14 protein-coding genes and 2 pseudogenes are annotated in these 23,345 nt (G+C 72.2%); 12 read left to right on the plus strand and 4 right to left on the minus strand.

What is annotated here, in order from left to right:
• Window positions 1-6 precede the first annotated feature (6 nt).
• Window positions 7-1,497: a GTPase HflX gene (gene hflX, locus Q3Y56_RS26480; RefSeq protein ID WP_304464318.1), complete on the plus strand. Its 1,491-nt coding sequence runs from the start codon at window positions 7-9 to the stop codon at window positions 1,495-1,497.
• 89 nt (window positions 1,498-1,586) lie between these two features.
• Here hflX and Q3Y56_RS26485 read toward each other — a convergent pair whose 3' ends face one another.
• Window positions 1,587-2,759 carry a serine protease gene (locus Q3Y56_RS26485; RefSeq protein WP_304464319.1) on the minus strand — a complete coding sequence of 391 codons (1,173 nt, stop codon included), beginning with the start codon at window positions 2,757-2,759 and terminating at the stop codon, window positions 1,587-1,589.
• 350 nt (window positions 2,760-3,109) lie between these two features.
• Here Q3Y56_RS26485 and Q3Y56_RS26490 point away from each other — a divergent pair, with 350 nt between their 5' ends.
• The 5 genes from Q3Y56_RS26490 to Q3Y56_RS26510 all read left to right on the plus strand — a co-directional run bounded on the left by Q3Y56_RS26490 (window position 3,110) and on the right by Q3Y56_RS26510 (window position 12,460).
• Window positions 3,110-4,693 (plus strand): diaminobutyrate--2-oxoglutarate transaminase family protein, encoded by a 1,584-nt coding sequence (locus Q3Y56_RS26490; RefSeq protein ID WP_304464320.1) that lies wholly within the window; start codon window positions 3,110-3,112, stop codon window positions 4,691-4,693.
• 420 nt (window positions 4,694-5,113) lie between these two features.
• Window positions 5,114-7,363, plus strand: coding sequence for an IucA/IucC family siderophore biosynthesis protein (locus Q3Y56_RS26495; protein ID WP_304465812.1), 2,250 nt, complete (start codon window positions 5,114-5,116; stop codon window positions 7,361-7,363).
• A gap of 38 nt (window positions 7,364-7,401) precedes the next feature.
• On the plus strand, window positions 7,402-8,115 hold the full coding sequence (locus Q3Y56_RS26500; RefSeq protein ID WP_304464321.1) for a GNAT family N-acetyltransferase: 714 nt from the start codon (window positions 7,402-7,404) through the stop codon (window positions 8,113-8,115).
• Window positions 8,116-8,374: 259 nt separating this feature from the next.
• Entirely contained in the window at window positions 8,375-10,453 is a 2,079-nt protein-coding gene (locus tag Q3Y56_RS26505; protein ID WP_304465813.1) for an IucA/IucC family siderophore biosynthesis protein, read from the plus strand.
• Between the two features lie 39 nt (window positions 10,454-10,492).
• Window positions 10,493-12,460 (plus strand): ATP-dependent DNA helicase, encoded by a 1,968-nt coding sequence (locus Q3Y56_RS26510; RefSeq protein WP_304464322.1) that lies wholly within the window; start codon window positions 10,493-10,495, stop codon window positions 12,458-12,460.
• Between the two features lie 104 nt (window positions 12,461-12,564).
• On the opposite strand, the pseudogene lexA reads toward Q3Y56_RS26510, so the two are convergent.
• Window positions 12,565-13,352, minus strand: a pseudogene (lexA, locus tag Q3Y56_RS26515) (transcriptional repressor LexA).
• A 449-nt stretch (window positions 13,353-13,801) separates the two neighbouring features.
• On the opposite strand from lexA, the gene nrdR reads away from it, so the two are divergent.
• Window positions 13,802-14,326: a transcriptional regulator NrdR gene (nrdR, locus tag Q3Y56_RS26520; protein WP_304464323.1), complete on the plus strand. Its 525-nt coding sequence runs from the start codon at window positions 13,802-13,804 to the stop codon at window positions 14,324-14,326.
• Between the two features lie 120 nt (window positions 14,327-14,446).
• Entirely contained in the window at window positions 14,447-17,338 is a 2,892-nt protein-coding gene (locus Q3Y56_RS26525) for a vitamin B12-dependent ribonucleotide reductase (RefSeq protein ID WP_304464324.1), read from the plus strand.
• A 59-nt stretch (window positions 17,339-17,397) separates the two neighbouring features.
• Here Q3Y56_RS26525 and Q3Y56_RS26530 read toward each other — a convergent pair whose 3' ends face one another.
• The gene (locus Q3Y56_RS26530; RefSeq protein ID WP_304464325.1) at window positions 17,398-17,994 is read right to left on the minus strand and encodes a TetR/AcrR family transcriptional regulator; all 597 of its coding nucleotides are present in this window, start codon (window positions 17,992-17,994) and stop codon (window positions 17,398-17,400) included.
• A gap of 83 nt (window positions 17,995-18,077) precedes the next feature.
• Between Q3Y56_RS26530 and Q3Y56_RS26535 the strand changes: the two are divergent.
• Window positions 18,078-19,504, plus strand: a pseudogene (locus tag Q3Y56_RS26535) (amidase).
• A gap of 39 nt (window positions 19,505-19,543) precedes the next feature.
• Window positions 19,544-20,149: a YdbC family protein gene (locus Q3Y56_RS26540; protein WP_304464326.1), complete on the plus strand. Its 606-nt coding sequence runs from the start codon at window positions 19,544-19,546 to the stop codon at window positions 20,147-20,149.
• A gap of 65 nt (window positions 20,150-20,214) precedes the next feature.
• On the opposite strand, the gene Q3Y56_RS26545 is transcribed toward Q3Y56_RS26540, so the two are convergent.
• Window positions 20,215-20,898, minus strand: coding sequence for a TetR/AcrR family transcriptional regulator (locus Q3Y56_RS26545; RefSeq protein WP_304464327.1), 684 nt, complete (start codon window positions 20,896-20,898; stop codon window positions 20,215-20,217).
• An 81-nt stretch (window positions 20,899-20,979) separates the two neighbouring features.
• Here Q3Y56_RS26545 and abc-f point away from each other — a divergent pair, with 81 nt between their 5' ends.
• Both abc-f and Q3Y56_RS26555 read left to right on the plus strand, forming a co-directional pair.
• Window positions 20,980-22,668, plus strand: coding sequence for a ribosomal protection-like ABC-F family protein (abc-f, locus tag Q3Y56_RS26550; protein WP_304464328.1), 1,689 nt, complete (start codon window positions 20,980-20,982; stop codon window positions 22,666-22,668).
• A 9-nt stretch (window positions 22,669-22,677) separates the two neighbouring features.
• On the plus strand, window positions 22,678-23,337 hold the full coding sequence (locus tag Q3Y56_RS26555) for a histidine phosphatase family protein (RefSeq protein WP_304464329.1): 660 nt from the start codon (window positions 22,678-22,680) through the stop codon (window positions 23,335-23,337).
• Window positions 23,338-23,345: the final 8 nt, after the last annotated feature.

Below are 23,345 nucleotides of genomic sequence, written 5' to 3' on the forward strand. Positions count from 1 at the left end.
ATCGCATTGACCTTCTCCTCTTCCCTTCCGCAGGACCGGCAGCGACTCGCCGACAGCCTTCGGGCCGACGCCCTGATGGAAGAGGACGTCGCCTGGAGTCAGGAGATCGACGAGGAGCGTGACGGCGACCAGTACGACCGCTCCGAAAGGGCCGCGCTGCGCCGCGTGGCGGGCCTGTCCACCGAGCTCGAGGACGTCACCGAGGTCGAGTACCGGCAGCTGCGCCTGGAGCGCGTGGTGCTGGTCGGCGTCTGGACGTCCGGCACGGCGCAGGACGCCGAGAACTCCCTGGCCGAGCTGGCCGCCCTCGCCGAGACGGCGGGCGCGCTCGTCCTCGACGGGGTGATCCAGCGCCGCCCCAAGCCGGACCCGGCCACCTACATCGGCTCCGGCAAGGCCCAGGAGCTGCGGGACATCGTCCTGGAGTCCGGGGCCGACACCGTCGTCTGCGACGGTGAGCTCAGCCCTGGCCAGCTGATCCACCTGGAGGACGTCGTCAAGGTGAAGGTGGTCGACCGGACCGCCCTGATCCTCGACATCTTCGCCCAGCACGCCAAGTCCCGCGAGGGCAAGGCGCAGGTCTCGCTCGCGCAGATGCAGTACATGCTGCCGCGGCTGCGCGGCTGGGGTCAGTCGCTGTCCCGGCAGATGGGTGGCGGTGGCTCCGGTTCCTCGGGCGGCGGCATGGCCACCCGCGGTCCCGGTGAGACCAAGATCGAGACCGACCGGCGGCGCATTCGCGAGAAGATGGCGAAAATGCGCCGGGAGATCGCGGAGATGAAGACCGGCCGCGACATCAAGCGGCAGGAGCGCAAGCGCCACAAGGTCCCGTCGGTCGCCATCGCCGGATACACCAACGCCGGAAAGTCCTCGCTGCTCAACCGGCTGACGGGTGCCGGTGTGCTGGTGGAGAACGCCCTGTTCGCCACCCTCGACCCGACCGTGCGCCGGGCCGAGACGCCCAGCGGGCGGCTCTACACCCTCGCGGACACGGTCGGCTTTGTCCGACACCTGCCGCACCACCTGGTCGAGGCGTTCCGCTCCACGATGGAGGAGGTCGGCGACGCCGACCTGATCGTGCATGTCGTGGACGGCTCGCACCCGGCCCCGGAGGAGCAGTTGGCGGCCGTGCGCGAGGTCATCCGCGACGTGGGCGCGCTGGACGTGCCCGAGATCGTGGTGGTCAACAAGGCGGACGCGGCCGATCCGCTCGTCCTCCAGCGGCTGCTGCGGATCGAGAAGCACTCGATCGCCGTGTCGGCCCGCACCGGCCAGGGCATCGACGAGCTGCGCGCGCTGATCGACGACGAACTACCGCGGCCGCAGGTCGAGATCGCCGCGCTCGTGCCGTACACGCACGGCAAGCTCGTCGCGCGTACCCACGCCGACGGCGAGGTCATCTCCGAGGAGCACACCGCGGAGGGCACGCTCCTCAAGGCGCGGGTGCACGAGGAACTGGCCGCCGAGCTCAGGCCGTTCGCCCCGGCGAGCGTGTGAGCCGCGCCCCCGCGTGACAACGGCTGAGGCCCGCCCCCCGATCACGGGGGCGGGCCTCAGCCATGTGCTGTCACGCTCTCACGTGTCGGCTACTTGTTGGCGAACTTCTCGCTCACCGCGTTGTAGACGCCCTTGGCCTCCGGGCCCAGGTGCGGTCCGGCCAGCCACGTGGCGCTGCTGGGACCGATCGAGGTGTTGGACACCAGCGCCGGCTTGCCGTCGCTGCCCTTCGCGACCCAGCCGCCACCGGAGGAGCCCGCGGTCATCCGGCAGCCGATGCGGTACATCGTCGGCTTCGCCGCATCCAGCGAGAGTCGGCCCGGCTTGTCGGCGCACTGGTGCATCTTCTGGCCGTCGAACGGCGGCGCGGCCGGGTAGCCCGTGGCCGTGATCTCGTCGATCGACTTGACCGCCGGGGCGTTGAAGTCGACCGGCAGCGCTCCGCCGACCGTCTCCTCCAGGGACTTGCCGCCGGTGCCCTCGGGCTTCACGTGCAGCACCGCGAAGTCGTACGGCGCGCCCTTGCCGCCGACGCTCGCGCCGGTGTCGATCCACTGCGAGGACGTCTGCGCCCAGTCCGCCCACCAGACGCCCTTGGGCGCCAGCTCCTCGCGGGTGGCGTTCTTCAGCTGCGCCGCCGACTTCCCGGCGTCGTTGTAGGCGGGGACGAACGCCAGGTTCTTGTACCAGCCGCCGCCCGCGCCCGCGTGGACGCAGTGGCCGGCGGTCCACACCAGGTTCGACTTGCCGGGGTGCGCCGGGTCCTTGACCACGGTCGCCGAGCAGACCATCGAGCCTTCGGGGCCGTCGAAGAACACCTTGCCGGCCTCGGGGACCTGCGCGCTGTACGGAGCGGAGACCTGCTTGGCGTCCACCGGCTGCGGGTCCGGGTCGGTGACGCCCTGGTCGCCGGAGATGTCCTCTTCCTCGACCGGCTGGTCGGGCTCCTGGGCCTCCCTCATCCGGTCCGGCTTCCAGAGGTCCTCGATGATCGGGTTGATGAACTCCCCGGCCTCACGCAGCCAGTTGTCCTTGTCCCAGTTCTTCCACGCCCCGTCCTTCCACTTGTCGAGGTCGATGCCCAGGTCCTTCAACCTGTCGTCGAGGTTGTCGGGCAGGGCGATGTCCTCGCTGCCCTGAGTGGCGGAGGCGCTCGGATCGGCGTCCGCGCCGTCGTCCTCCGGGCCACACGCGGTGGCGGTCAGCGCCAGCACGGCGGCCACGGCGGCCGCCGCCACTGCGGATCGGCGAATGGATCGCATGGGTGGAACTCCCCCTGAGATGTTCGGGACTCGATGTTCGGGACTTCTGGGGCGACTCTGAAAGTCTTTGGACTTGTCATGAATCTTCGGACGTGCGAAGCCCTTGGACTTGTCATGCACCACCCCGGCACGGGAGGCGGCCCCCACTATGCCGGTGACGCCTACGACGGTCACAGGCGGGTCCCTGGTTCCCGCCATCAAGGATCTTCGAATTGACCGTGATCAGCCGGTGTGAGCGTCGTTGGTACGTACGGGGGAAGAGCCGACCGCTCTCAGCCGACTCAGCCGACCGCTTTTACTCGCAGCCTTGTTCGCAGCAACATTCGCAGCAGCAGGAGGGGCCGACGCCCGTGGCCGTGACCCAGCTTCCGCCGACGGAGCGGACCTTGGCGTACGAAGGTATCGAGGGCATCCTGCGGCGCCAGTCGCTGCGGGAGTCCGCCGCCCGTACGTATGCCAGGTCGCTGCCGATCGTCCCGGTGCGCGCCCGTGGACTGACCATCGAGGGAGCCGACGGGTCCCGCTATCTGGACTGCCTGTCCGGGGCGGGCACGCTGGCCCTGGGGCACAACCACCCGGTGGTGCTGGAGGCGATCCGCTCCGTTCTCGACTCGGGCGCCCCCCTGCACGTGCTGGACCTGGCGACACCGGTCAAGGACGCGTTCACCAGCGAGCTGTTCGCCACCCTCCCGCGGGAGCTCGCCGACCGGGCCCGCGTCCAGTTCTGTGGCCCCGCGGGCACCGACGCGGTCGAGGCCGCCCTCACCCTGGTCCGCACGGCCACCGGCCGGGAGGGGCTGCTCGCCTTCACCGGCGCGTACCACGGCATGACCACGGGCGCGCTGGCGGCGTCCGGCGGCGCCCCGGGGGTGAGCGTGACCCGGCTGCCGTATCCGTACGCCTACCGCTGCCCGTTCGGCACCGGCGGAGAACACGGCGCGGAGCTGTCGGCCCGCTGGACCGAGACCCTCCTGGACGACCGCAAGAGCGGGGTGCCCGATCCGGCCGGGATGATCCTCGAACCGGTGCAGGGCGAGGGCGGGGTGATCCCCGCACCGGACAGCTGGCTGCGCCGGATGCGGGAGATCACCGCGGCGCGCGGCATTCCGCTGATCGCCGACGAGGTACAGACCGGGGTCGGCCGGACCGGGTCGTTCTGGGCGGTCGAGCACAGCGGGATCGTGCCGGATGTGATGGTGCTGTCCAAGGCCATCGGCGGCAGTCTGCCGCTGGCGGTCGTGGTCTACCGCGACGACCTGGACGTCTGGCAGCCCGGCGCCCACGCGGGCACCTTCCGCGGCAACCAGTTGGCGATGGCCGCCGGAGCCGCCACCTTGGCGTTCGTCCGGGAGAACGGACTGGCGGAACGGGCGGCGGCGCTGGGGGAGCGGATGCTGCGGCGGCTGCGGGAGTTCACGGAGCGCTGGCCATGCGTCGGTGATGTGCGCGGCCGCGGGCTGATGATGGGCCTGGAGCTGGTGGACGTTCGGGCCGACCCGATGAGCGGTCCTGCCCCGAGCCGGTGGGCGGCTGCGGCTGCGGCTGCGGCGGCGGAGCGGGGCGCCGGTCCGTACGGGGGGCCGGGCGCGGGGCCGGGCGCCGAGCAGCGCACGGGGCGCGAGGGGCTGCCGCGCGCCGGAGACGCGGGCCCGGGGCCGCTGCCTGCCGGAGCGGCGGGCCGGGGGCCGCTGCCCGCCGCTCCCGCGCTCGCGAGGGCCGTGCAGAGGGAGTGTCTGCGCCGCGGCCTCATCGTCGAACTCGGCGGCCGGGACTCCTCGGTGGTCCGCCTGCTGCCGCCGCTCACGATCACCGACGAACAGGCCGAGGCGGTGCTGGACCGGCTCGCCGACGCGATCGGCGCGGCCGAGCGGGCCGCCGCCGGAGCCCCCGACACCCCGCTGCCCGCGCAGCAGACCACCGGGCGCGGCCGATGACGGCCCGCCCGGCCCCACGACCGCATCCCCACCCCCACACCGTCGAAGGAGGGAGGCGCCCGGTTCCCGGCACGAACGCCGCGACGTGCGCGCCACTCACGCCATGCAGCACCGCCCCGGGACCGGCAGCCCCCACCACCCGCCCCTCGCGCCGCGCACCGCACCCGATGCGATGACACCGCGAGGGAGGCGTCCGCGGCGATGGCCATGCCGCCGTCCGGGCCTGCTGCGGCGTCCGGGTCGTCCGTGACATCCGGGTCTGCGGCGTCCGGGCCGTACGGGTCATCCGGGACGTCTGTGCCATCCGCGGCGTCCGGGCCGGTCGCCGCGCTCACCGTGCCCTCAGCGCTCGCCGCGTTCTCCGCCCCAGGCGGCGTGACATCCTCGGTGCCCCGCCAGGGCCGTCGCGGCGAAGACCGCATGGCCACCCCGGACCCGGCCGGCCCTCCGGCCACCCTCGGCGCCGACCCGCTGGACCACCCCGACCCCGCGCGCGCGGCGGACGCGGCCGCCACCGAGAACCTGCTGCGCTGCTGGATCAGGGAGACCGGCGGCGTGCGCCCGGCCGGCGACACGTTGTGCATCCCGCTCACCGCGAGCGGCATCGTCCTCCGCGTCCCAGTGCGCTTCTGGTCGGCCACCGGCTGGCACCGCTTCGGCCGCCCGACCCTGGACGGTGCCCCGTCGGGCGCACCGCCGGTCGACGCGGTCACGCTGGCGGCCCTCCTCGTCCGGGAGGCCGCGTATGCCGCACGCGCCGCAGGTTCCACGCACCACGCCGATCCAGCCCACCATGTCGCTCCCGCGCATCGCGCCGAGTCCGGCCACCGCGGCGTTTCCCCGGACTCCGCCGACGCCCCGCACGGCGCCGATCCCGGTCACCGCGCCGGCCCCGCCCCCCGCCCCGACGCCGCGGGCCAAGCCGATCCCGGCCACCGCCCCGACGCCGCGCACCGCGCCGTTCCCACGGACCTCGCCGACGCGGCGCACCCGGATGGCGCAGCCACCCGTACCCACCAGGCAGACGCAGCCCACCCGGACACGGCCCACGCGGACGGCGCCCACCCGGACACGGCCTACGCAGACGCGTCCCACGCGGTCGCCGCCCACGCGGACGCCGCCTCCGTAGACGCCGCCCCCGCAGACGCGGCCGACCCGGACATGCCCGACCCGGACCGCGGTCCGGCAGACGCGGCGGACGAGGCCGCCGCGCTCGTCGGCCGCGTCGCCGACTCCGTGCGCCGTACCGCCGCCTTCCTCGCCGAGCGGCGGTCCGCACCGACCGATCCGGCCGCCTACGGCCCGTTCCTCACCGCCGAGCAGTCGCTGGTCCTCGGCCATCCCCTGCACCCCACGCCCAAGAGCCGCGAAGGGCTGTCCGAAGCCGAGGCCCGGGTCTACTCCCCGGAGCTGCGCGGCGCGTTCCCGCTGCACTGGCTGGCCGTCGACCACAGCGTGCTGGCCCAGGACTCGGCCTGGACCCGGCACGGGCGCCCCGTCTCCGCCGCACAGCTCGTCGCCGGGCTCGCCGGTCCGGAGCTGCCCGCGCTGCCGGAGGGTACGGTTCCGTTGCCGCTGCACCCATGGCAAGCGCGCGAGATCCGGCACCGACCCGCCGTCGCCGCGCTGTTCGACGCCGGGCTGCTGCACGACCTCGGTCCGTACGGCCCGGCCTGGTACCCGACCTCCTCGGTGCGCACCGTGTACCGGCCGGACGCGCCCGCCATGCTCAAGCTGTCCCTCGCCCTGCGGATCACCAACTCCCGCCGCGAGAACCTCCGCAAAGAGCTGCACCGCGGCGTCGAGGTCCACCGGCTGCTGCGCGGCGGCGGCCTCTTCGCGCGGTGGCGGGCGGCCTGCCCCGGTGCGCCCGGCTTCGACATCGTGCGCGACCCCGCCTGGCTGGCCGTCGACGGGCCGGACGGCACGCAGCTGACCGGGCTCGACGTGGTCGTCCGGCACAACCCGTTCGGACCGGCCGACGACGCGGTGTGCGTCGCGGGCCTCACCTCGCCGCGCCCCTGGCCCGGCCAGACCGTGCTGCGCTCCCGGCTCGCGTACACGATCGCCCGGCTCGCCGTCCGTACCGGCCGCCCCTTGCGCACCGTCGCCGCCGAGTGGTTCCTGCGCTATCTGCGCTCCGTCGTACGGCCCATCCTGTGGCTCGACGGCGCGGCGGGCATCGCCCTGGAAGCCCACCAGCAGAACACGCTGGTGCTGCTGGACCCCGAGGGCTGGCCCGTAGGCGGCCGCTACCGCGACAACCAGGGGTACTACTTCCGCGAGTCCCGGCGCGCCGAGCTGGGCCGGCTGCTGCCCGGCATCGGTGAGCGCAGCGACACCTTCGTCCCCGACGACGTCACCGACGAGCGCTTCGCCTACTACCTCGGCGTCAACAACGTCCTCGGTCTCATCGGGGCGTTCGGCGCGCAGCGGCTCGCCGACGAGAGCGTGCTGCTCGCCGCGTTCCGCCGGTTCCTCGCCGACGCCGCGTCCGGCCCGGCACGTACGGGATCGACTCTGCCCGCGCGGCTGCTGGAGGCCCCCACCCTGCGGTGCAAGGCCAACCTCCTCACGCGGCTGCGCGGACTCGACGAGCTCGTGGGCCCGGTCGACACCCAGTCCGTGTACGTCACCGTCGCCAACCCCCTGGTAGCCGGTGCGATGTAACCCACCGCATCCCCGAGACCCGAGAGGAGACCGTCGCCGTGCAGCCTTCCGATGCCACGCCCGCCCCTACGGGTTCCGCCACCGACGACACCCTCGACCTGCGGCTGTCCGATGACCTCGTACCCCGCCTGCCCGCCGAACGCCTCGCCGTCGCCGCCCATCCCGGCGACGGCACCGGCCCCGATCTGCTCGACCACATCGCGGCCTGGGGCCCGGTGAGCACCCCGGCGGGTGCCTTCCAGCTCGTCCCGGTCCGCGTCGAGCGCGATCTGCCGCTCATCGCCGGCTGGATGAACGATCCGGCGGTCGCCGCCTTCTGGGAACTGGCCGGCGCGGAGGACCGCACCGAGAAGCATGTGCGCGCCCAACTCGAAGGCGACGGGCGCAGCGTGCCCTGCCTGGGGGCGCTCGACGGCGTCCCGATGAGCTACTGGGAGGTCTACCGCGCCGACCTCGACCCGCTCGCCCGGCACTACCCCGCCCGCCCGCACGACACCGGCCTGCACCTGCTCATCGGCGGGGTGCCCGACCGCGGCCGCGGCCTCGGTACGGCGCTGCTGCGCACCGTCGCCGACCTGGTCCTGGACCACCGGCCCGGCTGCGGCCGGGTGATCGCCGAGCCCGACCTGCGCAACATCCCCTCCGTCGCCGCGTTCCTCGGCGCCGGCTTCCGCTTCTGCGCCGAGCTGGACCTCCCCGACAAGCGCGCGGCGCTGGTGATCCGCGACCGCGCCCTGCGCCACCTTCTGTGAGGCGACCTGTGCCGCGTTCCGCCGTCCCCGGCCGTCCCGCCACGCCGTACCCACTGTTCCCGTTACCCGGCAAGGAGTCCTGTCTGTGCCGAAACGAAGCCTTACCGATGCCACGCACGCAGCAGACGCCGCCACGGCCGTAGACGCCCCGAACACCCCGAACGCCGCCGGCGCCGTTCATGCCGCGGGCACCGCCGGTGCCGTCGCCGAAGCCGCCGAGGGCCCCCATGGCGCCGACGACCTCGCGGCCCCCACGGCACTGCCGCTCCCGCCGGAGCTGAACCGGCCCGCCTGGGAGCGCGCCGCACGCCGCCTGCTCGCCAAGACCCTCGCCGAGTTCGCCTACGAGGAGATCATCCGGCCCGTGCCCGACCCCGGCGGCGCCGAGGACCCCGGTCCGGAGGGCGCCTGGGGAGACGCCTACCGCCTGCCCCTCGACGCCTCCGATGCCTCGGACGCCTCGAACGCCTCCGGTGAGGCCGCCGACGGCGGTTCCGCCGCAGGTGGCGCGCTCCGATTCCGCGCCCGTCGCGGTGCCTACGGCGGCTGGCGTGTGGACGAGCGGAGCATCCGCTGGGAGGCCCAGGACACGGAGCCCGCACCCGGCGCACCGGCCCCGGACCCCGCACCGGCCCGAGACTCCGCCCCAGCCTCAGCCCCGGACCCCGACTCCGCCCCAGCCTCAGCCCCGGACCCCGACTCCGCCCCAGCCTCAGCCCCGGACCCCGACTCCGCCCCAGCCTCAGCCCCGGACCCCGACTCCGTCCCAGCCTCAGCCCCGGACCCCGACTCCGCCCCCGGCCTCGACCCCGTGAACCCGCTGGAGTTCCTCATCCGGGCCCGCCGCCTCCTCGGTCTCGACGGCGCCACCCTCGGCCACGTCGTACGCGAACTGAGCGCCACCCTCAACGCCGACGCCCGTCTGGCGCACCGGGCCCGCAGCGCCGCCGAGCTCGCCGACCTCGGATACGCCGAGCTGGAAGGCCACCAGACCGGCCACCCCTGGATCGTCCTCAACAAAGGACGCATGGGCTTCTCGGCCACGGACACCAGCCGCTGGGCGCCCGAGGCGCGCCGCCCGCGGCCCCTGCCGTGGATCGCGGTCCGCGAGGGCCTCGCCACCTTCCGCGGCGTCTCCGGCCTCGACACCCCCGACCGGCTCTACCGGCGCGAACTGGACGACGACGTACGCGACGTCTTCGCCACCGCCCTGCGCGCCGAGGGACTCGACCCCGGCGACTACCTCTACCTGCCCGTACACCCGTGGCAGTGGGACCAGATCGTCGTCCCGCTCTTCGCCCCTGCCCTGGCCACCGGCGGCATCGTCCCGCTGCCGCCCGCCGACCGCGACCTGCGGCTGCCGCAGCAGTCCATCCGCACTTTCCTCAACACGAGCCGCCCCGACCGGCACAGCGTCAAGCTGCCGCTGGCCATCCTCAACACCCTGGTGTGGCGGGGCCTGCCGACCGAGCGCACCCTCGCCGCGCCCGCCGTCACCGAGTGGGTCCACGGACTCCGCGAGGACGACCCGTTCCTGCGCGACGGCTGCCGGGTGATCCTGTTGGGCGAGGTCGCCTCCGTGGCCGTCGGGCACGCCGTCTACGACCAGCTGCCGGACGTCCCGTACCAGTACAAGGAGCTGCTGGGCGCGATCTGGCGGGAACCCATCACCCAATACCTCCAGCCAGGGGAGCGGGCCCGTACGCTCGCGGCCCTCCTGCACACCGACCCCGCCGGGCGGGCGTTCGTCGCCGAGCTCGTCAGCCGCTCCGGGCTCGCCCCCGACGCGTGGCTGCGCCGCCTCTTCGCCGCCCTGCTGCCGCCGCTGCTGCACTTCCTCTACCGCTACGGCACCGTCTTCTCCCCGCACGGCGAGAACGCCGTCGTGGTCTTCGACGGGAACGACGTCCCGGTGCGGCTGGCCATGAAGGACTTCGTCGACGACATCAACATCAGCGCGGTGCCGCTGCCCGAGCACGCCGCCATGCCGGACGAGGTGCGGGACGTGCTGCTCACCGAGCCGCCGGGCTTCCTGACCCAGTTCATCCACTCCGGGCTGTTCGTCGGGGTCTTCCGCTACCTGGCGCCGCTGTGCGAGGACCAACTCGGCGTCCCCGAGGCGAACTTCTGGCACCTGGTGCGGTCCGAGATCCTCCGCCACCACCAGCGCTTCCCCGACCTCAAGGAGCGTTTCGAGATCTTCGACCTGCTCACCCCTCGCATCGAGCGGCTGTGCCTGAACCGGAACCGGCTGCACCTCGACGGCTACCGCGACCGCTCCACCCGCCCGCACGCAGCCGTCCACGGTACCGTGCCCAACCCCCTCCACCAGGTGTGATCGCCCGTTGTCGGTAGCGCGCCGTAGGCTGGCCACGTTATGACGAAGCCCTCCCTCCCCGAGCTCCTGCACGCCGCCGTCTCCGCCGTCGGGGGCACGGAGCGCCCCGGCCAGGTCGCCATGGCCGAAGCCGTCGCCGAGGTCATCGACGACGACTCCCATCTGCTCGTCCAGGCCGGCACCGGTACGGGCAAGTCCCTGGGCTATCTGGTGCCCGCCCTGGCGCACGGGGAGAGAGTCGTCGTCGCCACGGCGACGCTGGCGCTCCAGCGGCAGCTCGTCGAGCGCGACCTGCCGCGGACCGTCGACGCGCTGCATCCGCTGCTGCGCCGCCGCCCCCAGTTCGCCATGCTCAAGGGCCGGTCGAACTACCTGTGCCTGCACCGGCTGCACGAGGGGGTTCCGCAGGAGGACGAGGACGGGCTGTTCGATCCCTTCGAGGCCGCTGCCCCCACCAGCAAGCTGGGCAAGGACCTGCTGCGGATGCGGGACTGGGCGGACGAGACGGAGACCGGCGACCGGGACGACCTGACCCCCGGGGTCTCCGACCGCGCCTGGTCCCAGGTCTCCGTCACCTCGCGGGAGTGCCTGGGCGCCTCGAAGTGCGCCTACGGGGCCGAGTGCTTCGCCGAGGCCGCCCGGGAGCGGGCCAAGCTCGCCGACGTGGTGGTCACCAACCACGCCCTGCTGGCGATCGACGCGATCGAGGGCGCGCCGGTGCTGCCCAGCCACGAGGTGCTGATCATCGACGAGGCGCACGAGCTGGTCTCCCGCGTGACCGGGGCGGCCACCGGCGAACTCACCCCCGGGCAGGTCAACCGGGCGGTGCGCCGCTGCGCCAAGCTCGTGAACGAGAAGGCGGCCGACGCCCTGCAGACCGCCGCGGAGGGCTTCGAACGGCTCATGGAGCTGGCGCTGCCCGGCCGCATCGAGGAGATCCCGGAGGACCTGGGCTACGCCCTGATGGCCTTGCGGGACGCCTCTCGAACGGTCGTCTCGGCGATCGGCGCCACCCGCGACAAGTCGGTCCAGGACGAGGACGCCGTGCGCAAGCAGGCGCTGGCGGCCGTGGAGAACATCCACGCGGTGGCGGAGCGGATCGTGCAGGGCTCCGAGTACGACGTGGTGTGGTACGAGCGGCACGATAGGTTCGGCGCCTCGCTGCGCGTGGCTCCGCTCTCGGTCTCCGGCCTACTGCGCGAGAAGCTGTTCAGCGAGCGGTCCGTGGTGCTCACCTCGGCCACGCTCAAGCTCGGCGGCGACTTCAACGGCGTCGCGGCGTCCCTCGGCCTGGCGCCCGAGGGGACCGGCGGCGAGGACAGCCCGGACTGGAAGGGCATCGACGTCGGCTCGCCGTTCGACTATCCCAAGCAGGGGATCCTGTACGTCGCCAAGCACCTGGCCCAGCCCGGCCGGGAAGGCAGCCGCGGCGACATGATGGACGAGCTGGCCGAACTGGTGGAGGCGGCGGGCGGCCGCACCCTCGGTCTCTTCTCGTCGATGCGCGCCGCCCAGGCGGCGGCGGAGGAACTGCGCGGCAGGCTGGACATGCCGATCCTGCTCCAGGGCGAGGAGACCCTCGGCGAGCTGATCAGGGCGTTCGCCGCCGACGACCGCACCTGTCTGTTCGGCACCCTGTCGCTGTGGCAGGGCGTGGACGTCCCCGGGGCCAGCTGCCAGCTGGTGGTCATGGACCGTATCCCTTTCCCGCGCCCGGACGACCCGTTGATGAGCGCTCGGCAGAAGGCGGTCGAGGAGGCGGGTGGCAACGGCTTCATGGCGGTGGCCGCGACCCATGCGGCCCTGCTGATGGCCCAGGGCGCCGGCCGTCTGGTGCGGGCCTCGGGGGACCGCGGCGTGGTCGCGGTCCTGGACCCCCGGCTGGACCGCGCCCGGTACGGCAGCTTCCTGCGCGCCTCGATGCCGGACTTCTGGTACACAACGGACCGCAACCAGGTCCGCCGCTCCCTGGCCGCCATCGACGCGGCAGCCAAGGCGAGCGACTAACGGCGCGGCCGCCACGGCACACGACCAGCCGCGCCGGCGTAGGCGCAAAGGCAGGCCCCGGAACCGGCGCAGGTGGTCCCGGGGCCCGGTCGTGCGGCGGCTCCTCAGACCCGCCGGAGGACGGCGACCACCTTGCCGAGAATGGTCGCGTCATCGCCGGGAATCGGCTGGTACGCAGCGTTATGGGGCAGTAGCCAGACGTGGCCATCCTCCCGCTTGAAGCGCTTCACCGTCGCTTCCCCGTCGAGCATGGCCGCCACGATGTCGCCGTTCTCCGCGACGGGCTGGCGGCGTACCGTCACCCAGTCCCCGTCGCAGATGGCGGCTTCGATCATGGAGTCACCGACGACCTTGAGGACGAACAGCTCACCGTCGCCCACGAGCTGCCGGGGAGCGGAAAGACGTCCTCCACCGACTCCTCGGCGAGGATCGGGCCACCGGCCGCGATCCGGCCGACCAGGGGAACGTAGGACGCGGCGGGCTTCCCGGCCGTGTCGGTCGGCTGTGCGCTGGGCTGGTCGGAGCCGCGCACCTCATACGCGCGGGGGCGGTGCGGATCGCGCCGGAGGAACCCCTTGCGCTCCAGGGCCATGAGCTGGTGTGCCACCGACGAGGTGCTGGAGAGCCCTACGGCCTGACCGATCTCCCGCATGGACGGGGGGTAACCGCGCCGCTGCACGGAGTCCCGGATCACCTCGATCACCCGCCGCTGCCGGTCGGTGAGCCCCGAGCTGTCGGCCCGGATGCCTGGAGGTCGGCCAGGGAGCGAGCGCGTGGGCTTCATGCCTTCATGATTCGTGACTGCGTCATTCATGGCGTGCGTGGTGTGTTCGAGTCGACCCTGGGAGCGGTCCTGGCTGGTGATGGTGGCACTCTCTGCGGCGGTGGTCACGTCGTCGGCCCCTCTCGAAATGTTCTCCCTGGTCAGTCAACGGTAGTTGCTTTCGAAAGGTTGCGCCAAACACACGTTCGAGTGAAATTTCGCAGATCAGGTGACCTGGGCGATGGCTCGGGTGTATGGGGCTGGCGCCGGATCGGGGGCCCGCTCGGCCCGGCTCAGTGTGGCACTCCGGCCCCCGTGGCGGGGTGACCGGGGGGACTCGCGTAGTCTCGTGGCTGCTCCCGCACTCCGACACACCAGCCGTGCGTTTTGAGGCCAGGCACCACATCTAGTGGTTGGATGAGTGCCCGCCACCCACGGGTAGTGGTCCCGATGCTCATCGGCCCCGGGTCTTCGCCTATGCTGGTGGTGCTCCGGACGGGCCCTCAACGGGCTTGCCGGGGCTGTCAGTCGTACCTGGTCGTACGTCGTATTCCGAGGGTGGAGAAGGGTGGGAAACCGTGCATTGCCCCTTCTGCAGGCACCCCGACAGTCGCGTCGTCGACAGCCGGACCACTGATGACGGCTGCTCGATCCGAAGGCGCCGCCAGTGTCCGGACTGCTCCCGGCGGTTCACGACCGTCGAGACCGCGTCACTGATGGTGATCAAGCGGAGCGGGGTCACCGAGCCCTTCAGTCGCAACAAGGTCATCTCCGGCGTGCGCAAGGCGTGCCAGGGTCGCCCGGTCACCGAGGACGCGCTGGCGCAGCTCGGCCAGCGGGTCGAGGAGGCCGTGCGCGCCACCGGAAGCGCCGAGCTGTCCACTCATGACGTGGGGCTCGCGATACTCGGTCCGCTCAAGGACCTCGACCTCGTCGCCTACCTGCGCTTCGCGTCGGTCTACCAGGCCTTCGACTCGCTGGAGGACTTCGAGGCGGCGGTCGCCGAGCTGCGTGAGCAGCAGCGGCCTCCCGCGCCCGCCGATCGCGGGTCCGGCGCCGACGGGGCGGCGGGAGTCCCCGCGCCTGCCGTCGTCGCCGACTGAGGCGACGGCCACGAACGTGTCCGGGCGTGCCGTCGCACGCACCCGGGCGAGAGAACAAGAACACCGTGCCCAGGAAGAATCAGGCACATCAGGGCGTTTTCGCCCGTACAGGGAGGCGGAATGACAGAGACGGCGAGCGGCCCCGCGCGAGGCTCCCGCTCCAAGGGAAGCAAGGCCGGCAAGGGCCTGCGTATCGAGCGTATCCACACCACCCCCGGCGTGCATCCGTACGACGAGGTGGTCTGGGAGCGCCGTGACGTCGTCATGACCAACTGGCGCGACGGCTCGGTCAACTTCGAGCAGCGTGGCGTCGAGTTCCCCGACTTCTGGTCGGTGAACGCGGTCAACATCGTCACGAGCAAGTACTTCCGCGGCGCGGTCGGCACCCCGCAGCGCGAGACCGGCCTGAAGCAGCTCATCGACCGCATCGTGAAGACCTACCGGAAGGCCGGCGAGGACCACCGGTACTTCGCCTCCCCGGCCGACGCGGAGATCTTCGAGCACGAGCTCGCCTACGCCCTCCTGCACCAGATCTTCAGCTTCAACTCGCCGGTGTGGTTCAACGTCGGCACCCAGCAGCCCCAGCAGGTCAGCGCCTGCTTCATCCTCTCCGTCGACGACTCCATGGAGTCGATCCTCGACTGGTACAAGGAGGAGGGGATGATCTTCAAGGGCGGCTCCGGCGCCGGCCTGAACCTCTCCCGGATCCGCTCCAGCAAGGAGCTGCTGTCCTCCGGCGGCAACGCCTCCGGTCCGGTCTCCTTCATGCGCGGTGCCGACGCCTCCGCCGGAACGATCAAGTCGGGCGGCGCGACCCGCCGGGCCGCCAAGATGGTCGTCCTCGACGTCGACCACCCCGACATCGAGGACTTCATCGAGACCAAGGTCAAGGAAGAGGAGAAGATCCGCGCCCTGCGGGACGCGGGCTTCGACATGGATCTGGGCGGGGACGACATCACCTCCGTCCAGTACCAGAACGCCAACAACTCGGTCCGCGTGAACGACGAGTTCATGAAGGCCGTCGAGTCCGGCGGGACGTTCGGGCTCCGCGCCCGCCTCAGCAACGAGATCATCGAGCGCGTCAATGCCAAGGCCCTCTTCCGCAAGATGGCCGAGGCCGCCTGGGCCTGCGCCGACCCCGGCATCCAGTACGACGACACCATCAACCGGTGGCACACCTGCCCGGAGTCCGGCCGGATCACCGCGTCGAACCCGTGCAGCGAGTACATGCACCTGGACAACACCTCGTGCAACCTCGCCTCGCTGAACCTGATGAAGTTCCTCAAGGACGACGGCGAGGGCCACCAGTCGTTCGACTCCGAGCGCTTCGCCAAGGTCGTCGAGCTGGTCATCACCGCGATGGACATCTCCATCTGCTTCGCCGACTTCCCCACCCAGAAGATCGGCGAGAACACCCGCGCCTTCCGTCAGCTGGGCATCGGCTACGCCAACCTCGGCGCCCTGCTGATGGCCACCGGCCACGCGTACGACAGCGACGGCGGCCGCGCGCTCGCCGGCGCCATCACCTCGCTGATGACCGGCACCTCGTACCGGCGCTCCGCGGAGCTGGCCGCGGTCGTCGGCCCGTACGACGGCTACGCCCGCAACGCCGAGCCGCACAAGCGCGTGATGAAGCAGCACGCCGACGCCAACGGCGAGGCCGTCCGCATGGACGACCTGGACACCCCGATCTGGGCCGCGGCCACCGAGGCATGGCAGGACGTGCTCCGCCTCGGCGAGAAGCACGGCTTCCGTAACTCCCAGGCCTCGGTCATCGCCCCGACCGGCACCATCGGTCTCGCGATGTCCTGCGACACCACCGGCCTGGAGCCCGACCTCGCCCTGGTCAAGTTCAAGAAGCTGGTCGGCGGCGGCTCCATGCAGATCGTCAACGGCACGGTCCCGCAGGCGCTGCGGCGCCTCGGCTACCAGCCGGAGCAGATCGAGGCGATCGTCGCCCACATCGCCGAACACGGCAACGTGATCGACGCCCCGGGCCTCAAGCACGAGCACTACGAGGTCTTCGACTGCGCGATGGGCGAGCGGTCCATCTCGGCGATGGGCCACGTGCGCATGATGGCCGCCATCCAGCCGTGGATCAGCGGCGCGCTCAGCAAGACGGTCAACATGCCGGAGAGCGCGACGGTCGAAGAGGTCGAGGAGATCTACTTCGAGGCGTGGAAGATGGGCGTCAAGGCGCTGGCCATCTACCGCGACAACTGCAAGGTCGGCCAGCCGCTCTCCGCGAAGAAGAAGGACAAGGAAGCGGAGATCACGGAGAAGGCCGAGGAGACCATCCGCGGGGCCGTCGAGAAGGTCGTCGAGTACCGTCCGGTCCGCAAGCGCCTCCCCAAGGGCCGGCCCGGCATCACCACCTCGTTCACGGTGGGCGGCGCCGAGGGCTACATGACCGCCAACTCCTACCCGGACGACGGCCTCGGCGAGGTCTTCCTCAAGATGTCCAAGCAGGGTTCGACCCTCGCGGGCATGATGGACGCCTTCTCCATCGCCGTCTCGGTCGGCCTCCAGTACGGCGTGCCGCTGGAGACCTACGTCTCGAAGTTCACCAACATGCGCTTCGAGCCGGCGGGCATGACGGACGACCCGGATGTGCGGATGGCGCAGTCGATCGTCGACTACATCTTCCGCCGCCTGGCGCTGGACTTCCTGCCGTTCGAGACCCGCTCGGCCCTCGGCATCCACTCGGCCGAGGAGCGCCAGCGCCACCTGGAGACCGGTTCGTACGAGCCGGCCGAGGAGGACGTGGACGTCGAGGGGCTGGCCCAGTCCGCTCCGCGCCAGATGGAGGCGCCGAAGGCCGTCGCGGCTGTGAAGCCGGAGCCCGCGGCCGTCCCGGCGCCGAAGCAGGCGCACACCTCGGCCGAGTTGGTCGAGATGCAGCTGGGCATCAGCGCTGACGCGCCGCTGTGCTTCTCCTGCGGTACGAAGATGCAGCGCGCCGGAAGCTGCTACATCTGCGAGGGCTGCGGCTCCACCAGCGGCTGCAGCTGACGTCGTACACCCGCCGGAGCGGGGACCGGGCGAGAGAGCCGGTCCCCGCTCCGGCGTTTTCATGCGGGGTGCTCGGCCGCTTCTCCCAGGAGCCGGGCGATGTGGGCGCCGAGGGCGTCGTGGGCGGCCTGCGGGGCCAGGTGCCCGATCAGTACGTGCGTGGTCAGCCCGTCGGAGAGGGCGAGCAGGGCGTCGGCCTCCCGCTCGGCGTGCGGGGTGCCGGTGGCCTCCGCGATCAGCCGGCAGAACATCCCGTGCAGTGCTGTGTAGTTGAGCTGGATGATCTGGGCGAGACCGGGGGAGACGGCGGCCTGCGCGACGAAGGCGAGCCAGACCCGGGCTTCGGCCCGGTGCTGCTCGTCCAGCAGCGAGATCTCGGTGACCGTATGGGCGAGGGCCGTACGGGCCGACGGAGCCGGTGACTCGGCGATGCGGGCGCGGGTGCGCGCGGCGATGCGCTCGCCGATGTGCCCCAGGGCGAAGCCGAGCATTTCCTCCTTGGTGCGAAAACAGCGCTGTACGGCGCCCATGGACACCCCGGCCTGCGCCGCCACATCGCGCAGGGTCACGCCTTCCAGGCCGCGGGTGTCGGCGAGCCGGCACACCGCCTCCGCGATGAGGCGACGCCTCTCCTGGTGATCGATCTGCTTCGGCATGACCTCGCGTCCCATCTAATCCGATGCGCTTGTATCGCTACCTACTCTACGATCTGATGCAAGCGCATCGGAAAGGGAGAGTCATGGGCGACGTGCTGTGGAGGATGGCGGCGAACGAGCTGGGGGCGGCTGTGGCGCGCGGCGAGGTCAGCGCGGTCGAGGTGGTGGAGAGCCACCTCGACCGCATCGCCGAGGTCAACCCGGCGGTGAACGCGGTCACTCAGCTGCTGGCCGAACGGGCGGTGGCCGAGGCGGCGGCGCTGGACCGGCGGCGGGTGGCGGGGGAGGAGCTGGGGCCGCTGGCCGGCGTGCCGTTCACGGTGAAGGAGAGCATCGGTATCGCGGGTGTGGCGACCACGCACGGCGCGAAGCGGTTCAGCGGGTTGATCGCGTCCAGCGACGCGCCCCCGGTCGCACGGCTGCGCGCCGCCGGCGCCATCCCGATCGGGCACAGCAACATGCCGACACTCACGCTGGCCGGTATGCACAGCCGCAGCGAGCTGTTCGGCGACACCACCAACCCGTGGGACTCCGGGCGTACTCCCGGCGGGACCAGCGGAGGCGACGGCGCCGCGGTCGCCACGGGGATGGCGGGCCTCGGGCTGGGCAACGACTCCGGGGGCTCGGTCCGTATTCCGGCCTCCTTTTGTGGTGTCGCGGCTCTCAAACCCACATACGGACGCTTTCCCGCGGACCACCGGATCAGCCCGGAGGACCCGCCGTTGTCAGCCCAGATGCTGGTCGTCGACGGTCCGTTGGCCCGTACGGTCGCCGATCTGCGCACCGCCTTCGAGGCTCTGTCCGGAACCGATCCGCGTGATCCGCGGGCGGTGCCGGCGCCGGTGCGCGGCGAGCCGATCGGCCGCCCGGTGAAGGTCGCCGTGGTCGCCGATCCAGGTGGCCAGGGAGTGCACCCCGGCGTGCGGCAGGCGGTGCTCCGCGCGGCGGATGCCCTCGCGCGGGCCGGCTACGCGGTGGAGGAGGTGCCGGACGTGCCCCGGCTCGCCGAGACGCTGGAGGCGTACGGTCGCATGACCGTCACGGAGTTCAATGTGCGATGGCCGGTCGTGCGCACCCTGCTGGGGAGGGCGGACATCGCTATATCGAGATGTCGATGGAGCGGACGCCCCCCGTGGATCTCGAGGAGTATCTGCGCCTGACCGGGGTCCGGCTCTCCGTCCAGCGGAGCTGGGCGGAGTTCCTGGAGGAGTACCCGCTGCTGCTCGGGCCGGTGTTCACCGAGCCGCCGGTGGAACCCGGCATCGAGTCGCGGGACCGGGAGGGGCACGCGCGCGTGACGACGGCCATGCGGCTGTGCTCGGCGACCAGCTTCGCCGGGGTGCCCGCGGTCGCCGTACCGACCGGGATCGCCGACGGCCTGCCCACCGGCGTGCAGGTGATCGGCCGTGCCTATCGGGAGGATCTGTGTCTGGACGCCGCCGCCGCGATCGAGGCGAGCTTCGGCGTGTTGGCGCCCATCGACCCCAGGCCGCGTACATCTGCCGCGTAGACGTGATCGCCGCCACGTTCGGCGCCGTACGATAGCGCGGTGCTGGTCAAGTGGATTCGCTGCACCGTGGTCGATCGCCGTGGCTTCGAGCGCGGGCAGCGGAAGTGGGCGGGATTGCTGGGCGAACCCGGGTTCCGGGGACAGGGCGGCGGCTGGAGCCAGCGGCGCGAGTCGGTGGCCCACATATTCGGCTTCTGGGAGAGCCGCGCGTTCTACGACTCCTTCATGGCGCGGTCGCACGATCGGCTGGCGGCCGCGCAGTCAGGGACGTACAAGGACGTGCGGATACGGCTCTTCGAGCACCGCTTCGACGTGAAGGTCGGCTTCCAGCCGAAGTTCACGGACGTGGACGTGCTGCGGGTCGCGCACTGCCGGGTCCACGAGGACCGGGTGGAGCACTTCACGCACGTACAGGAGAAGGTGTGGAACCCGGCGATGGCCGGGTCCCCGGGCATGCTGCGCGGGGTGTTCGGTGAGGCGCCGGGCAACGAGTTCCTCGTGCTGTCGATGTGGAACTCGGCCGCCGAGCACGGCAAGTACCGCGCGGAACGGGTGGAGCGGCTGGCGCTGCGCGCGCAGACCGAGGCGGACGTGGCCGCGATAGCCGGTGACGTGGTGAGCCTGGAGTCCGCCTGGACGGTGTGAGCGCGCCGTGAGGGGTGCGGCGCCCGCTTCGTCCGCCTCGGGCGGCGCGGGGCGGCGGTGGCTGATCACCGGCCGCTGAGGCCGGACCCCTCCGCGGTGACGTACGCCCCGGCGCGGACGGCGGCCAGGGTCGCGGTCGCCGACTGGTCGGCGACCGCGGTGTCGAGTGGTTCCCGGGTGACGAACGCCCGGAAGAACAGCGGCGCCGACACGGCCCGCACGACCGCCCCCGCGTCGCTGTCCGCCGGGGCCTCGCCGCGTTCGACCGCGCGCTGGACGACGGCCGCGCAGCGCGCGAAGCGCTCGGTGTAGAAGGCGCGCAGCGCCTGGGCGGCGCGCTCCGACTGGAAGCCGGCCGCGACGAACGCCAGGGGAGCGGCAGCGGCAGACGGGTCGCCGAAGGTGTCGACGACCTCGCGGGCCAGTGCCCGCAGATCACCCTCGAGACTCCCGGTGTCGGGTGGCGTCCAGCTGTCCTCGCCCGCGAGGTCGAGAGCGTCGGCGACGAGGTCCTCGACGCCGCCCCAGCGCCGGTACAGCGTGGTCTTGTGGACTCCGGAGTGCTCCGCGACGTACTCGACGGTCAGTCCGGGGTAGCCGTGCTCGGCGAGGCCGGTGAGGACGGCGTCGCGGACGGCGGCGCGGGTGCGGGCGGTGCGTCCGCCGGGGCGGACGGTGCCCGGCGTCGGGGGGCGGGATTCCGCGGTCAAGTGCAACTCCAGTTGCGTTAGTCGGATGAGCCGTGCCATCATCATCGTAACGCAACTCGTGTTGCGTTTGGTGCGGTGTCGTCGCCCATTCCGTCTGCCTGGCTGCCTGGAGGTCCACCCATGCCTACCCAGATCTCACTGCGCGGTGTGACCGTCTCCCGCGGAGACCGGCTGCTCCTGGACGACGCGTCCTTCTCCGTACGGCCCGGTGACCGGATCGGCGTCGTCGGAGAGAACGGCGCGGGCAAGTCCACCCTGCTGCGACTGCTGGCGGGTGCAGAGCTCCCCGACGAGGGGACGGCTGTCACGGTCGCCGACGGCGGAGCGGGCCATCTCGCCCAGACGCCTCAACTCGCTCCGGACCGCTTGGTACGGGACGCCATCGACGCGGCCCTGTCCGAGCTGCGCAGCATGGAGCGCAGGCTGCGCGAGCTGGAACCGGACCTCGGTGACGCGCCCCCCGAGGTCCTCGCCGAATACGGCGACCTGCTCACCGCCTTCGAGGCACGCGGCGGCTATGACGCGGACGCCCGGATCGACAGAGCGCTGCACGGACTCGGGCTGGCGCACATCGGCCGCGGACGGTCGCTGGGCAGCCTCTCCGGTGGCGAGCAGGCCCGGCTGGGCCTGGCCTGCCTGATCGCCGCGGCCCCGGAGGTGATGCTGCTGGACGAACCCACGAACCACCTCGACGCCGCGGCGCTCAGCTGGCTGGAAGACGCCCTGCGCGCCCACCGCGGCACCGTCGTCGCCGTCTCCCACGACCGGGTGTTCCTGGAGCGCGTGGCCACCGCCATCGTCGAGGTGGACGCCGACCGCCGCACCCTCGTCCGCTACGGCGGCGGGTACGCGGGCTTCGTCGCCGAGAAGGCCGCCGCCCGCCGGCGCTGGGAGCAGGAGTACGAGCAGTGGTGCGCCGAGACCGCCGCGCTGGCCGAGGCCGCCACCGCCACCGCCCAGCGCGTGGCGCCCGGCCGGGCCAGGAAGGACGGCAACAAGATGGCCTACGACCGGGACAAGGGCCGCGTCCAGGCATCGGTCTCCAGCCGCGTGCGCAACGCCCAGGAGCGGCTGCGACGGCTCACCGAGAACCCGGTGCCCCGGCCGCCGGAGCCGCTGCGCTTCGCGGCACGGCCCGCCGCCGGCAGCGCGGAAGGGATCCTCATCGGCCTCGACGGGGTGCGGGTCGGGGACCGACTGGCCGTCGACGGGCTCACCGTCGCCGCGGGCGAGCGCCTCCTGATCCACGGCGGGAACGGCGCGGGCAAGTCCACCCTGCTGAAGGTCATGGCCGGGCTCGTGGAGCCGGACCGGGGCGACGTCGTGCGCCGCGGCCGGATCGGCTACCTCGCACAGGAGATCCCGGTGGCCCGTCCGGCGGAACGGCTGCTGTCCGCGTTCGGCCGCGGACTGCCCGGAACACCGCAGGAGCAGACCGAACTCCTCCTCTCGTACGGTCTCTTCCGTGACCGGGACCTACGGGTGCCGGTCGGAGCGCTGTCGGCGGGACAGCGCCGCCGACTGGCCCTCGCCCGGCTGCTGGCCCGCCCCGCGGACGTGCTGCTCCTGGACGAGCCGACCAACCACCTGGCCCTGGGACTGGTCGAAGAGCTCGAACAGGCGCTGGAGCGGTGGGCCGGAGCGCTGGTCCTGGTCTCCCACGACCGGCTGCTGCGCAACAGGTTCACCGGCCGCCTGTGCGAGATACGGGACGGCCGCCCGGTCATGGAGGCTCGGCACCAGGGCATGGGGGCTCGGCACGAGGTCATGGGGGCTCGGCGCGCGGCCGTGGCGGTGCCCGCCCCCTAGGGTGTCCGCATGGCACGACCCCGGCGCATCGTTCTCATCCGGCACGGAGAATCGGAGGGCAATGTCGACGACAGGGTGTACGAGCGGGAGCCCGACCACGCGCTCGGACTGACCCCGACCGGGCGGCGGCAGGCGGAGCGGGCGGGCGTGAGGCTGCGCGAGCTGTTCGGGGACGAGGCGGTCTCGGTCTATGTCTCGCCGTACCGCCGCACCCACCAGACCCTGCGCCTGCTGGGCCTCGACCCGTCCCGGACCCGGGTCCGGGAGGAGCCGAGGCTGCGCGAACAGGACTGGGGGAACTGGCAGGACCGGGAGGACATCCGCAGGCAGAAGGCGTACCGCGACGCCTACGGGCACTTCTTCTACCGATTCGCACAAGGCGAGTCCGGTGCGGATGTCTACGACCGCGTGGACGCCTTCCTGGAGAGTCTGTGGCGCAGTTTCCAGGACCCGGCCCACCCGCCGAACGTCCTGCTGGTCACCCACGGCCTGACCATGCGGCTGTTCTGCATGCGCTGGCTGCACTGGTCGGTCGCGGAGTTCGAGTCGCTGTCCAACCCCGGGAACGGCGAGACGCGGGCGCTGCTGCTCGGCAGGGACGGCCGATACCACCTCGACCGGCCCTTCGAGCGCTGGTGCACACCCGAGCCATACGGCCCCACCGGCTAAAGTTCGAA

The sequence above is a fragment of the Streptomyces sp. XD-27 genome (assembly GCF_030553055.1).
Taxonomy (GTDB): domain Bacteria; phylum Actinomycetota; class Actinomycetes; order Streptomycetales; family Streptomycetaceae; genus Streptomyces.

Coding starts and splice junctions, on each gene's coding strand:
- Q3Y56_RS26485 (WP_304464319.1), bottom strand. CDS start 2,759: ATGCGATCCATTCGCCGATCCGCAGTGGCGGCGGCCGCCGTGGCCGCC.
- Q3Y56_RS26495 (WP_304465812.1), top strand. CDS start 5,114: ATGGCCACCCCGGACCCGGCCGGCCCTCCGGCCACCCTCGGCGCCGAC.
- Q3Y56_RS26510 (WP_304464322.1), top strand. CDS start 10,493: ATGACGAAGCCCTCCCTCCCCGAGCTCCTGCACGCCGCCGTCTCCGCC.
- Q3Y56_RS26525 (WP_304464324.1), top strand. CDS start 14,447: ATGACAGAGACGGCGAGCGGCCCCGCGCGAGGCTCCCGCTCCAAGGGA.
- Q3Y56_RS26530 (WP_304464325.1), bottom strand. CDS start 17,994: ATGCCGAAGCAGATCGATCACCAGGAGAGGCGTCGCCTCATCGCGGAG.
- Q3Y56_RS26545 (WP_304464327.1), bottom strand. CDS start 20,898: ATGGCACGGCTCATCCGACTAACGCAACTGGAGTTGCACTTGACCGCG.
- abc-f (WP_304464328.1), top strand. CDS start 20,980: ATGCCTACCCAGATCTCACTGCGCGGTGTGACCGTCTCCCGCGGAGAC.
- Q3Y56_RS26555 (WP_304464329.1), top strand. CDS start 22,678: ATGGCACGACCCCGGCGCATCGTTCTCATCCGGCACGGAGAATCGGAG.